Source organism: Agaribacter flavus (assembly GCF_042646125.1).
GTDB lineage: Bacteria > Pseudomonadota > Gammaproteobacteria > Enterobacterales > Alteromonadaceae > Glaciecola > Glaciecola flavus.
In genome coordinates, this window is sequence record NZ_JBHRSW010000047.1 from 105,982 (window position 1) to 119,475 (window position 13,494).

Annotated in this window: 10 protein-coding genes; 6 read left to right on the top strand and 4 right to left on the bottom strand. The window is 42.5% G+C overall.

The window, feature by feature from the left end; translation table 11 throughout:
• Positions 1–47: 47 nt before the first annotated feature.
• Positions 48–1,103 (top strand): alkaline phosphatase D family protein, encoded by a 1,056-nt coding sequence (locus tag ACFOHL_RS16130; protein ID WP_376921266.1) that lies wholly within the window; start codon positions 48–50, stop codon positions 1,101–1,103.
• Between the two features lie 175 nt (positions 1,104–1,278).
• On the opposite strand, the gene ACFOHL_RS16135 is transcribed toward ACFOHL_RS16130, so the two are convergent.
• Positions 1,279–2,226, bottom strand: a complete 948-nt coding sequence (locus ACFOHL_RS16135; RefSeq protein WP_376921267.1) for a hypothetical protein — start codon at positions 2,224–2,226, stop codon at positions 1,279–1,281.
• A gap of 271 nt (positions 2,227–2,497) precedes the next feature.
• Here ACFOHL_RS16135 and ACFOHL_RS16140 point away from each other — a divergent pair, with 271 nt between their 5' ends.
• The 3 genes from ACFOHL_RS16140 to dgt all read left to right on the top strand — a co-directional run bounded on the left by ACFOHL_RS16140 (position 2,498) and on the right by dgt (position 6,691).
• The gene (locus ACFOHL_RS16140) at positions 2,498–3,988 is read left to right on the top strand and encodes a cellulose synthase family protein (RefSeq protein WP_376921268.1); all 1,491 of its coding nucleotides are present in this window, start codon (positions 2,498–2,500) and stop codon (positions 3,986–3,988) included.
• Positions 3,989–4,183: 195 nt separating this feature from the next.
• Positions 4,184–5,182, top strand: coding sequence for a branched-chain amino acid aminotransferase (locus tag ACFOHL_RS16145; protein WP_376921269.1), 999 nt, complete (start codon positions 4,184–4,186; stop codon positions 5,180–5,182).
• A gap of 66 nt (positions 5,183–5,248) precedes the next feature.
• Positions 5,249–6,691: a dGTPase gene (gene dgt / locus ACFOHL_RS16150; protein WP_376921270.1), complete on the top strand. Its 1,443-nt coding sequence runs from the start codon at positions 5,249–5,251 to the stop codon at positions 6,689–6,691.
• A 1-nt stretch (position 6,692) separates the two neighbouring features.
• Here the strand turns inward: dgt and ACFOHL_RS16155 are convergent, their stop codons facing one another.
• Positions 6,693–8,312, bottom strand: coding sequence for a sigma-70 family RNA polymerase sigma factor (locus ACFOHL_RS16155; RefSeq protein WP_376921271.1), 1,620 nt, complete (start codon positions 8,310–8,312; stop codon positions 6,693–6,695).
• Between the two features lie 227 nt (positions 8,313–8,539).
• Here ACFOHL_RS16155 and ACFOHL_RS16160 point away from each other — a divergent pair, with 227 nt between their 5' ends.
• Positions 8,540–9,169 (top strand): CIA30 family protein, encoded by a 630-nt coding sequence (locus tag ACFOHL_RS16160; RefSeq protein WP_376921272.1) that lies wholly within the window; start codon positions 8,540–8,542, stop codon positions 9,167–9,169.
• 35 nt (positions 9,170–9,204) lie between these two features.
• Here ACFOHL_RS16160 and ACFOHL_RS16165 read toward each other — a convergent pair whose 3' ends face one another.
• Complete coding sequence (locus ACFOHL_RS16165) at positions 9,205–10,725, bottom strand: methyl-accepting chemotaxis protein (RefSeq protein ID WP_376921273.1); 1,521 nt, start codon at positions 10,723–10,725, stop codon at positions 9,205–9,207.
• Positions 10,726–10,929: 204 nt separating this feature from the next.
• Here ACFOHL_RS16165 and ACFOHL_RS16170 point away from each other — a divergent pair, with 204 nt between their 5' ends.
• Entirely contained in the window at positions 10,930–12,174 is a 1,245-nt protein-coding gene (locus ACFOHL_RS16170) for an ABC transporter substrate-binding protein (protein WP_376921274.1), read from the top strand.
• A gap of 114 nt (positions 12,175–12,288) precedes the next feature.
• On the opposite strand, the gene ACFOHL_RS16175 is transcribed toward ACFOHL_RS16170, so the two are convergent.
• Positions 12,289–13,056, bottom strand: coding sequence for a hypothetical protein (locus tag ACFOHL_RS16175; RefSeq protein WP_376921275.1), 768 nt, complete (start codon positions 13,054–13,056; stop codon positions 12,289–12,291).
• Positions 13,057–13,494 lie beyond the last annotated feature (438 nt).

Consider the following 13,494-nt stretch of genomic DNA (forward strand, 5'->3'; position numbering starts at 1 on the left):
TGAGGGGAGTCGACACCTATCACTTCGAATTTAGGGAACTTGCAAGCGTGAAAACGACAACCTTGTTAGCATTTATTACGGTACTAGCCAATGCATATATTTTGCTTGCGGGCGCAGCGTTGGCTGAGGAGCGAACACTGATCGCATTTGGTAGTTGCTCACATCAAGATAAACCATTGGATATCTTAGGGACGATTGCGAAAGAGCGTCCTCATGCCATGCTTTTCTTGGGTGACAATATTTATGGCGACACTGAAGACTTTGATGAGCTTGTTCAAAAGTATCGAAAACTGGGCAATAATCCAAATTTTCAAGATTTAAAGCAAGTAACTCCCTTACATGCGATATGGGATGACCATGATTTTGGTTTGAATGATGGCGGCAAAGACTTTGCCTTTAAATCCCAAGCGAAAACAGCATTTTTAGATTTTTGGCAGGTGCCGGATAGCGACCCACGCCACAAGCAGGAAGATGGCATATATCACAGTAAATGGTTAAGAGCTAAAAATGGCCGAGCGGTTCATGTTATTTTCCCTGACCTGCGATGGAATAGAGAGAACATTGAAAGTGTAGGTCGAGCGGGTTATTTTGAAGAGCGTGAACCAAAAAACATGGGACCATATAATCCAGATCTTAGTGAAAAGCGAACCATGCTTGGTGAGCAACAATGGACGTGGCTTGAAGCAGAGTTAGCCAAGCCCGCTGACATAAAAATATTGGCCTCTAGTTTACAGATCCTAGCTGATTTTACTGGCTGGGAAGCATGGAATAATTTTCCCTACGATTTTAATCGACTGACCCGAAACATTGAAAACAAAAATGTCAACCACCTACTGTTGATAAGTGGAGATACGCACTGGGCGGAAATCTCTAAGCAAACATTGTCCAGCGGCCATGAACTCTGGGAAGTGACCTCTTCAGGTTTAAGTGAAGAATGGAAAGCCATCAGTCCCAACAAGCACCGAGTGAGTGAACCCTATTATAAAAACAACTATGGCGTTATCGATATCGTGTGGAAGGAAACTAGCGCAGAAGTTGTGTTTGGTTTTAAGGACAGTGACGGTAAATTTGTCGCCAAAACTCAATTGAGCATCGATTTGTAGTGATATTTTTGGGGGATGGGCGAGACGGTTGAAATGCCTCTATTCACATCTTTTGTTTAATTCGCCGACATCCCCGTATATAGCCGCTTGTGCATGTATTTAAAAGCATTCAAAACATGACGTCATGCTACAGCGCTCAATGTACTAGCCAAAGACTAGGAATGGATTTACAGATTCAATGCGGATAAATGGTACCATTGCGAACAATGATTTCGAGCCAGTTTTCAGATGTATTTAAAGCCATATCTAGTTCTTTAGGCGTCAATTTGTCATGGAGTTTTTGATTTAACCAAGAGTGTTGACTATATAATTCGCTATCCTCAGTTATTTCAAGAATTAAGTGATTCATGGCGTAAGCTTTCACTAGGCCATTGCTGCCGTATTTTTGAGAGCTATACATACGAGAAAGACGCTTTAGCGCTCTAACACTTCCGTTTTTTGCGGCCTCCTCAAGGAAACTAAGTTTTTTCTGCTCAAAATCATCCCGAATACGAATAAATTCTTCCCTTTCGAGTTTATCGAACCCCTGCGAGGCCATAAAAAATTCTGGACTCATTTTTCCCAATTCTTCTTGCGCTTGGACATAGCCGTTCTTAGCAGGTTGTAAAAGATAGTGATGAAATTCATGCGTCGATGACGCTTCAATTCCTAAACAATACTCATATTTGTCTTGAATACTTTGCATGGCGAGCTCAGCATCCGAGTATTGAGATGCCTCAGTTAATTTGGAGTCAAGAGAATCTTCATCAAAAGCTGCGCTGTAACAATACCTTAAATTCATCGAGAGAATGAAGCTTGCTTCGTTATCCCCATTGTCTGCCTTAGATTGCAACAGTGAAAAATGAGCCAGTAATCCATCGTCAAAATACCAATCAACTCTCTTAATCTGCTTGAACAGAAATGAGATCGCGTCGGTTTTATCGGGGTATGAACTCAATGGAGAAATGGATTGAGATTCGATGTTTTCTTTTGATTTAGTTTTCGTCTTTACTAAATCAGTATTGCTACTAATTTTCGTCGATTCGACAGCTGATGGGGAATCATTCTGAAAATAAATTAATGTACCTACAATACACGCGATGCAAATAAAGACAAGCTGATGTACTTTTGTTTTCAGTTTCATGGATTGAATCCTCATCCCTGTCTGTCCTTAGCTGAGCACATTTCTAACTATGAAATTCAATGGCATTTGTAACAGTATGGTGCATTGAACAGTCTTGCAACGCAAATATATGTATAGATACCAATATAATTGAACCACAAACATCCTCAAAAGTAATTTAAGCTTTTTAATCAAAAAAAACGTATCATGTGCACATATTATCTATTCAACTCATACATCGCTCAAATCTGTTTTTTCGAGCGATTCGCGAAGTAATTATTCGACGTAAATAATGATACTAGAAACTCTCACTATTACAGTTTATACCTTGTCTGTGTTGCTGATTTTTGCTTTTAGTCTTTGCCAACTAAATTTACTTTTCAATTATTTAAGCGCATCGAAGCGTAGCTATGAGCGTGAAGATTTAGAATTCGACGAGGCATCGCCGCTTCCCACGGTTACCATTCAACTGCCTATTTACAATGAAAAGTATGTTGTTCAACGTTTGTTGGACAACATAGCCAGTTTGGATTATCCGCGAGATAAGCTTGAAGTGCAGGTGTTGGACGATTCTACCGACAGTTCTATCGAATCAACGCGATTGCATATTGCGCAGTTGCAAAAAACAGGATTGGACATTCAGCATCACACACGATGTAACCGAGAAGGCTTTAAAGCGGGCGCCTTAAAAGAGGGTCTAAAAAGCGCCAAAGGCGAGTTTATTGCTATTTTTGATGCTGACTTTTTGCCCGCAGCGAATTGGTTGAAGCTTACCTTGCCCTATTTTAAAGACCCCAAAATAGGGGTTGTGCAAACGCGGTGGGCACACTTAAATAAAGATTATTCCTTACTGACAAAAGTACAAGCTTTTGCGCTTGATGCCCATTTTACATTGGAGCAAGTCGGGCGAAATAGCAAAGGACATTTTATTAACTTTAATGGTACGGCTGGGGTATGGCGCAAGCAGTGCATTGAAGATGCAGGAAATTGGGAAGGGGATACCCTTACTGAAGACTTGGATTTGAGTTATCGAGCGCAACTAAAACAATGGAAATTCAAATATTTGGAGCAAGTGGAGACACCTGCAGAGTTGCCTGTTGCTATTAGCGCGGCACGATCACAGCAGTTCCGTTGGAATAAAGGTGGTGCAGAAAACTTTCAAAAAATGCGGGATAAACTGTTTGCTGCTGAGCACTTGCCTTTGCGAACCAAATGGCACGGCTTGTTTCATTTGTTGAGTAGTTCCATGTTTTTGAATGTGCTGATTGTCGCATTACTGAGTGTGCCAATGTTGTACATGAAAAATGAATATGCACATTTGCACGTATATTTTTATGTCATGTCATTTTTTGTGATTAGTACAGTGATATTTTTTGTTTGCTATTGGTACATGTTTAAACAAATGTACGGTGGGGGAATACGAAAGTTTTGCCAGTACATTGGGATGTTTTTTACTTTCTTTAGTATAGCGATGGGGTTTTCACTTCACAATTCTATTGCCGTGATCCAAGGGCATTTAGGCAAACGCAGCGAGTTTATACGGACGCCCAAATTTAATGTTAGTGAGTTAAAAGAAGCATGGAAAGACAACGTGTATCTAAAAAGCAGTTTATCCAAGACGGTGATAGCGGAGGGTCTGCTCATGCTATATTTCGCCTTTGGTTTGTACTCAGCCTTTGTTGTTGGTGATGCAGGGGGAGACTTCGGGCTGTTTCCGTTTCACCTAATGCTCTTCTGTGGTTTTGGCTTTGTATTCTTTAAGTCGATTTTTAGTAGGGGCTAGGGGCTGTTTTCCTGTCTTTTTCACTGCGAATAAGACGATTCATAGTTGTCACCTTATTCAATAGCGTTTATTCTTCTTGCTTTCCTCGTTTTTTCTATATTTCTCGGGGTGCTTTGAGCCTGCACCGTCTTGGTTACGCAGCTCATCTATTTTTTAATGCGCATTGGGCGCGACTTATCTAACTAGGAACAAGTAATGGCAGCGTTTGGTACAGTATTTATGCCGCAAATGGCAATCACCAAATTTGAAAACGGCAATTGGACAGATACTACAACTGTCTCCTCTGATAGTATTTCCATCCACCCCGGCGCACATGTCTTACACTATTCGAGTACTTGTTTTGAAGGTTTGAAAGCGTTTAAACACGATGATGGCGGTGTGTATATTTTTCGCATGGATCAGAATATTAAGCGTTTTCAGCAAAGTAGTGAGCTACTCAAACTGCCTTCTTTTGATCCTCAACAAGTTGAAGAGATGATCCTTGAGCTTGTTAAACAATATGCTGACGAAGTACCTGCTCCGCCAGGATCAATGTATATTCGCCCCACGCATGTTGGAACAGAAGCCTCTATCGGCAAAGCAGCCAACCCCTCACTAAGCTCGTTGTTGTATATATTGCTTTCGCCGGTTGGTGACTACTTTGCCGGTGGAGCTAAACCCTTGCGTCTGTTACTTGATGAGACTGGCATGCGCTGTGCCCCACATATGGGAATGATTAAAAGCGGGGGTAACTACGCCAGTGCGCTCGGGCCGATTTTAGCGGCAAAAGACGAGGTGCAAGCTGACCAAATTCTGTTTTGTCCAAATGGCGATGTGCAAGAAACTGGCGCAGCAAATTTTATTTTGATCGATGGCAACGAAATTATTACTAAAGGCTTAGATTCAAGCTTTTTGCATGGTGTTACGCGAGCATCTATCCTCACTCTTGCCAAAGACCTTGGTATGACCGTGAGTGAGAGAGATATTACGGTAAGTGAACTACTTGAGCGCTCTGCAAAGCCAGGTGTTGAAGCCGCCTTATCGGGCACGGCAGCAGTGTTAACCCCAGTTGGTACATTTATTCACAATGATAAAGAATACACTGTTGGATCAGGGCAAGCGGGTGAGACGACCATGAAGCTTAGGCAAGCGTTGAACGACATTCAATGGGGTAAAGCAGAAGACAAACACAATTGGTTGGTTAAAGTATTATAAAAAAGACAAACCAATACTTATGGTGACAATAATGGTCTCAAGCGCTACCGTGGTCAAACAATCGTAATGACCACGGGTATCAATTTTAAGACAAAGTTTTTAACCGAGCGCGCATTACAGAGTGCCAGCCGTGGGCAAGCAGCATCTATTTCAGCTTTGGAAACTGCTTATGAAAGTGACCGCGGCAGAATTTTAAATTCAGTGGCTATTCGTCGCTTACAACAAAAAACGCAAGTTTTCCCTTTAGAGCGGAATGCAGCGGTTCGCAGTCGCTTAACTCACTCAATGGAAGTGATGCAAGTGGGGCGATACATTACGCGCAAAGTATTTTCCAGTTTGTCCGACAATCAAAAAAAACAATTTGGATTAGATGGTCTAGAGCGTGTTTTTGAAACAGTGGTCGAAATGGCTTGTTTGCTCCACGATGTGGGCAATCCGCCGTATGGTCATTTTGGTGAAGATACCATTGTCAATTGGTTTAAGCGCCATATCGATCAATTAACAGAACTGTCGGGTAACAGCCTCGACCAGCATCAGCGGCAAGATCTCATTAGTTTTGAGGGTAACGCACAGGCCATAAGAATAGTGCACAGTTTGCAAGCCTTGAACCTAAGCTATACGCAAATTGCTAGCATACTCAAATACACGCGTTGTGCCGCTGAGCCCAAACCCATCGATAACTATTTAAAGAAGAAACCCGGTTATTATTTATCTGAAAAGGGCATTGTGTCAGATGTCCTTAATGCGCTCAATATTGAAGCAGGATGTCGACATCCTGTGGCCTATATCATGGAAGCAGCTGATGATATTGCCTATTGTATAGCTGATCTAGAAGATGCGGTAGAGAAGGGGATTATGTCTACTGAAACCTTGTCTACGCGGCTTGTCGAACGCTATCAAGAGATCGCGAAAGACTTTGGTATTTCGGATGAAAAAGACATTGGAAAATTAGCAGACATTGTCGCGCGCGCCAGCAAAAAGGCAGCTGATAATCATGTGGTCAGCAACAGTGAGTATTTTGTTAGTTTACGGGTGAGTTCGCAGCATATTATGGTTCAACATGCGGCAACACGTTTTATCACGCACATTGAAGCGTGCTATCACGGCTCGTTCAATGCGTCTTTACTCGAAGACAAGTCACCAGCCCATGCAATATCGGCAAGCTTTAAAGCAGTGGCTTTTGACTATGCTTTTAGTCACCACGAAGTAGAACAAAGTGAGTTGCAAGGGTATCAAATTATTTCTGGGCTATTGGACAAATATGGTCAGTTGTTGGCTTTGACTGAAAGTGAGTTTTCTAGCTTATTTAGCAAAAAATGCAAGTTTCCACTCGAAAAGCGCTTGTTGAAAAAGCTAGCTGATAAACACGTTAATGCCTACAAGCTAGCGGTGGCAAATGAGCCTCAATCAGAGTTTTATTTCCGGTGTCGAATGGTGCAAGACAACATTAGTGGTATGACTGATCATTTTGCCTATGATGACTACAGAACCTTGTTTGTGTGCGAGTGAGTTAGGGTAGCTTTAAGCGTTCTCTGACCTTGATGGAATACCAAATTGAGGGAACAATTACGGCTATAGACATGAGCAGCAAAATCCACGAGTAGTGTTGAGCAAATACGTTGATGTTGGTCAGTTCTGCCGCCAGTTCACTGTTAACATGCTTTGCTTGTGAAATGGGTCCAATTGCGGCTTCGTTGGCGATTGAAAACGCATTGCTAAATGCACTTTGCCAGCCCAAGGCCGATAAGGATGCGTAGGCTTTATAGGCGATGGCCGAAGCACCAAAACCTATCAGCCCCAAAGTGATCGTCCCCAAACTCAGTAAACCTATGCTTACTGCGCCAATACTGATCACGCCTAATGAGACTATTCCTACACTGATAGGGGCAACTGCAACCCCTCCCCACGCGATGAGTCGCCCAAAAGCAAGTTCTCCGCCCGCTATCCAAGCATTTACAGGCGTATCACCTTCCTCTGGCATGCCAAAGCGAATATGAATGAGAGGAATACCGGCCAGTCGTATGACACTTTTGTATTCTCGCTTCTTTTGAAAGTTCTCGTCGTCTGTTTGAGTAAAAGCGTGAGCGTTATTTTGTCTCTCGAAGGCTCTCAGTTTGCGGGTACCCGTCACCATTTTGAAAGTCAAAACTAAATAAGAAATTAAAAAGCTGAAGGTTAAGATTTGTGACAGTACTAATGCCACGTGTGTGTATTCTGGCCATGACATTGCAAGGTGTTTGAGTACGAAAATAATACTTACATAGACGCCTGCAAATAAAAAGAAAAGTACAGTAAATAAGATTACGCGCTTGCGCTCATTGCGCGTGCGAGCTTGATCTAATCCTGCTCGTAAGCCAAAAAACGCACTGATAAATCCAGAAAATATAGCTAACACTGGCGCTAAGCTCATCCACTTTGCTGTTGAGGCTGCTTTAACTGAGCCAGCGCCAATCATTGCAGCTTTAGCGGGGGGAGAGCTCATGTTTATAGATGCCAAAACAGCAAGTGTAAAGGCCGTACCTGAGCGAGTATGTTTAAGGGAGCGCTCTACCATCGATTGCACCGCTTTTTGTAGCAATTTGCGGCCACGCGAGAGTCTTTGTTTCGCGGCTTCTTCTGATAAATCGAGTTTTAATGCGACGGCTTGTACCGAGTTATGCTCACGATAAAATAAAACGAGGGGCTCGCGATAGGTCTCAGGTATATGTGCTAATGCTTGCCACAGTATTGCCTGTTCTTGTGCGCTTATTGCGGCATCTTCCAGCTTTGCTTCATTGCTTACTCGCTTGAGCTCTGTCGTCAATTCGTCGGCGTCGTTGACTATTTGCTTGGCTTCTTTTCTTAGAAAGTGATTGATTTTAAAGCGTAGTATTCCGCACAACCATGATTTGAGTTTTTCTGGTTCACGTAAGTTATCGAGTTTTCGCCATGCTTCGACAAAGGCCTCTTGTGCAAGATCTTCACTGTGCTTTATGTCGCCAATAGCCGCGTATGCGATAGTACAAAGTAAGGTTTGATAGCGCACCACTATGCTGGTGAACGCGTCGCGATTGCCACCAAGGCAGGCGAGAACAAGTGCGGTATCAGTTTGCTCTTTGTTACGGGTTAATTTTCCAATGAGATGAAACATCACTGCTCGTCTTTTCCAATTTATCCATTCAATGAATAGTAAGTGTCGTTTTTGTTCAAGAAGGTGACACCTTATTTCAATGTTTTTTCGTCACCTTTTATTTCCCATCGGCACTTATTAAGGAATCGCATGTTTTTCTGAATCAGTAACGCAGAAAAGTATTGCTCGCAAAACCAAGAGATTGCGGTCTTGTTTTGTCAATTTTAATACAAGCAATAAGGATACTTATGAACACTAACAAATTTGAATCGCCTATTCTATATTACCTCTGTTTTGCTCTTAACTTGGTTTTACTGCTTAGCATCGGTGTCCCGAGTAGTGCTGGTGCATCCGATCAAAACCCTGCCCGAGTTCCAGTTATAGTGGATGACTTTAGTCACGAGACACAAAATAGTTGGGGTTACCCACGATACTATGTCGATGATACCAGTGCAGGGGGAAGCACTAACGTTAAGCATAGTATCGTTGATGGCCATTTGCGTATGGTGGGTGATATTGTGCCGCCACGGGGTCAACCCGGCTGGACAAGTGTGGCTCTATTGCTTGATCAGACCGGTGGTGCGACAGACCTCAGCCACTTTACGGGAGTAGAAGTACGGATAAAAGTCGATGCCGGTAATGTTTCGATCTCCGCAAATAGCACTGAAGTGAATAACTTTGATTACCACATAGCACCTGTGCAAGTGAAGAGTGATGGGCAATTTTACACCGTTAAGCTGCCATTTACGTCCATGAACAGAACATGGTCTGAGCAAACACCACTAAATACCCAAAGTATTGGGAGTCTATCCATTGTCGCTTATGGCCTAGAGCCTTCAACAGTGCGGCTTGCTATTGATACGATTGGTTTTTACTAGCGCCAGCGTATGAAAATAACCAACCTGTAGGCGTTTTAAATTTTAAATTTTTCCACTAGTGCGGCCACCTGTTGGCTTAAGCGAACAATGGCCTCGTTATTCGATGAGCTTTTTCGCGCAATTTCTAGGGTTCTGTCGTTGGCTGTTCTAATAAACGCGATGTCGGATTCGATGGATGTCAAAGTTTGACTCTGCTCTTCTGCTGCAGCTGCAATAGTTGTCGCACTGCTGACATTGCGATTGATTGCATTTTCAATTTCGGAAAAGGTTTCTCCTGCTTTTGCAGCCGACTCTACATTGTCCGCAGCCTGTTGCATACCACTATTCATGATATTGTGAGTTGTTTTCGCCTGTTGTTGTAGTTGAGAAATGATCTCTTCGATTTCGCCTGTTGATTTTTGAGTGCGTTGTGCCAGCGTCCTTACTTCATCTGCGACTACAGCAAATCCTCGGCCTTGTTCTCCTGCCCGCGCAGCTTCGATGGCGGCGTTCAAGGCGAGCAAATTGGTTTGTTCAGCGATACTTTTTATGACATCGACAACTGCACCAATAGATTGTGCATGTTCATCTAGTTTGGCGGTTTTTTCTGTAGATGATTGCACGCTATCTGCTAATTGTTGTGTTTTTTCGTTGGCGATCCGCACGTCATGTAAGCCTTTTCCAGCCAATTCGGTTGTTTCTTGCATCACGTCAGCCGAACTGGAAGCTTGGCTAGCAACGTCTTTTGACGAAGCACTTAAACCATCCATCGAGTGGATAATGCGCGATACTTTCTCGTTTAAATCACTGACTAAATCATTCAGCTCTTTGATGTCTTCATTGCTTTCGTCAGATGACCGGTCGAGGGTGTGTGAAACCTTGCTAATATCACTCACTATTTTGTGGACGTTATCGATAAAATAGTTGATCCCAGTTGTCAGGGCATGAAGTTCACCTTGTGATGATAACTCTATTCTTCTGGTCAGGTCGCCGTCACCCTGGGCAATATCGTTTACACGTTCTGTTATAGCCGTCAGTGGAGAAATGATGAGGCGATGTATCAAAAAGCCTGCAACACTGAGTAAAATCACTGATAAGATCAATATTTGAAAGATACTGCGTTTTACTGCCGCGCTAAACGCTACATCTAATGAATTGCCCGAAAAGTAGAGTACAACCGAGCCTGCGGTAAATGCTTCATCTTGATCAAAGTAAACGATGTCCGTCTCTTTAGTAAATAGCACCTTTCCTTGATACTGCCCTACGCTCATCTCCTCCTTATCTTCATCCCATCTGATGTCAAACAGGACTTGCTTTTCCAGATCAAACGCACTCACCCCAACTAAATCATTTGTCCCTAGCTCGGCACTCGCTGCCTTTTGCGCAGAGTCTACGTTGAAATTCCACATGGCATCGGCAAGCGTCACTTTTATGCGTTTTTCGGTATTGCTAGCGTTGGCCTCGAGTGTACTGGCAAGGGTACGTTGGCTTATCCATATATCAAACACGCTATAGATAAAAAGAGTCGCAATTAACGATACTAATAAGGCTATATTTATTCTTTTTCTCAAACTCACCTTGTGGCTCCGTTAGATGTTGTTGTCGCATTTGTGAAGTTCGCCTCTGTTGAGCACTTAACAAAGGCTTTCTTGAAAAAAGGGCATGAGCTTCTACACTTATTTCATAGGAGAGCCAATGCTCTCTTTATAAAAAATAGTTTAAATATATTGGATTACAAACTTTCTTTGGTTTTGTTATCTAAAAAGGTGACGTGCAAAATAATGAAGTGTATCACTCGACGTTTGTTCTATCTCTTGACTGTTGGTCATGCGTATTTGCTCTGTTGTTTCAATCTCGTACTAGCTGAAGAAATAGACATCGGCATACTCGCAAGTTCTGGTGGGCAACGCAGTTTTTATACTTCTTTTGCTGAACAATACGAACGGGATAATCCGGGTCAAAAAGTACATTTTATCTTCATGTCTGATGCTGAATTTAAGCAAGCATTAGCAGAATGGTTTGCACAAGGGAAAGGCCCTGATGTTCTTAATTGGCAAGGTGGGGAGCGTTTGTTCCAATATGTCAGAAAAGGCTACATTGCTGATATTTCTGATGTATGGCAAGAAGAAAACCTCGAGGCACATTTTACATCGGGTGCGTTTGGCACGGTGACCTTGGACGGTGCTCAGTTTGGTGTGCCAATTTCTTATTATCAATGGGGTTTTTATTACCGGCATTCTTTGTTTGAAAAGTTGGCCCTGTCTCCCCCTGAAACATGGGATGAGTTTTTGCGGGTTTGTCAGGTACTAAGTGAAAATGGCGTTGTCCCCATTACCATAGGTGCAAAATACAAATGGCCAACCTTGGCATGGTTTGATTATTTAAACTTGCGCTTAAACGGTCTGTCTTTTCATCAGCGTTTGTTGAAAGGAGAAGAGTCGTTCCAAGATGAGCGTGTGTATCGCGTGCTAGAACACTGGAAGAGCTTACTTGATAAAAACTACTTTGTGACGCAGTACTACAAGTGGAAATGGTCTGACGCGATGCCTTTCCTTTATCACAAAATGTCTGGCATGACCTTGATGGGTAACTTCTTTGCTGGGGATATGCCTGCAAGGATTAAATCAGATTTTAGATTTTTCCGCTTTCCAGTACTGAACTCGGCAGTTCCGTTGTATGAGGAAGCCCCAACAGACATATTTATGATCCCTCAATACTCAGAAAACAAAGCCGCTGCCAAGCGATTTCTTAAGGTGATTGCGAAAGCAAAATTTCAACAAGACTTCAATCAAATGCTTGGCGCGATTTCACCTAATACCAACAGTAAAAGCAATGAGGATTATTTTATCCAGCAAGGAAAACTAATTTTGGGTGAAGCGCAAGGCGTTTCTCAGTTTTTTGACCGCGACACAAATAACGATATGGCGCAGGCTGCTATGGATGTGTTTTTTGATTTTCTGGCGGATAAAGACATCGAGGGAGCGCAGTACAAATTGGAGCAGGCGAGGCAGTCATTTTTGTTGTAGCGCTTTTGTGATAAACAGCCTCTAGTTTTGAGCGGTAAAAGCGGCAAGTACTCGGTTACTAAAATAACGGTTGTGACTATTTTACTCACCAAGTACTGCCGTACAAGGGAATCGTTACTCGGATTCGTAGCGTCTTTCTACTTTTTCCATAAGAGAAGCATCGGCAAACTCGAAATTTACTTCGCGATATACGACGATATTGCCGTCAACTTTGGAAGAGCCGTCTATAACTATTTTGGCGGGTTTGTTGTACCAGTCTTGCCCCTGTTTTTTGCGTCCGCTAAGAATAATGTCACCCTTCACATGGCTATTGTCTCTTAGGTAAACACTGCCGTTAACGGTTTCTACATTTTTTCCCACCGTTGTGCCAGTCAGATCAACGGAACCATTTACCGTTTCGACCTTGCCTTTGATTTCACTGCCTTCGTCTATTTGTATTTTGCCGTTAACCGTTTCAACATCTTTTCCTACCTTTGCATTTTGACCAATACTGATTTTTCCATTAACGCCTTCAATGCTTTGGTTTACGGTGGCATTTTCGCCGATGCTTATTTTGCCGTTGACGCTGGAAATTTCGTTTGCAGTTACGTCGTCACCAATGTCAACCGTACCGTTGTTTGAGGAGATTTCTGAGGCACTTACACCATCACCAACCCTCACTCTACCGTTGGTACTTGATATCTCATCTGCCTCAGCGCCGTCTGGTACCGAAACACTTTTATTGGCACTCGTGTAATCGTTGCCAGACTTGTAGCGATGTTGATAGTCTGAGGCATGCTCGTAATCAGATGCACCCACATGAATAATGCAACCAGCCAATAAGAAGCTTGATGCTACAGCAGCAATAAATCCAAAAACGGGTTTTTTTGTTTGGCGAATCATTTTCAATCCTTTCCTAATCATGGGCAGTAATATGTGTTCTATTTAGCATTCGCTGTACCAATTAGGTAATTACATAAATATCAATAACTTAACGATTGCCAATTTATATTCGTCCAAAAGAATTAGTCAAATAAACTAAAAACATGCCTATTTGCTATTTTTTTGGTTTAATTGGGCATTGCACTAACTAACCATTATTTGTTTAGTCGACGCGCTTACTAGAAAAGTTTAAAGCAAGGTAAAAAAACTTGGTTCAGTGCCTTTTATTGTTTCCCGCACGGCGGGTTATACTTGAAAGTTCCCTCCTCTTTTGTCGCAAAATTTATTTTTCATGGACGAAAAATCAAAGCGTATATGGATATACTCGCAGCGGTTTTGCGACAAAAGAGGAGGGAATTTCCAAGTACAATCCCATCGTGTTTCTTTCTGTTGGGTAAA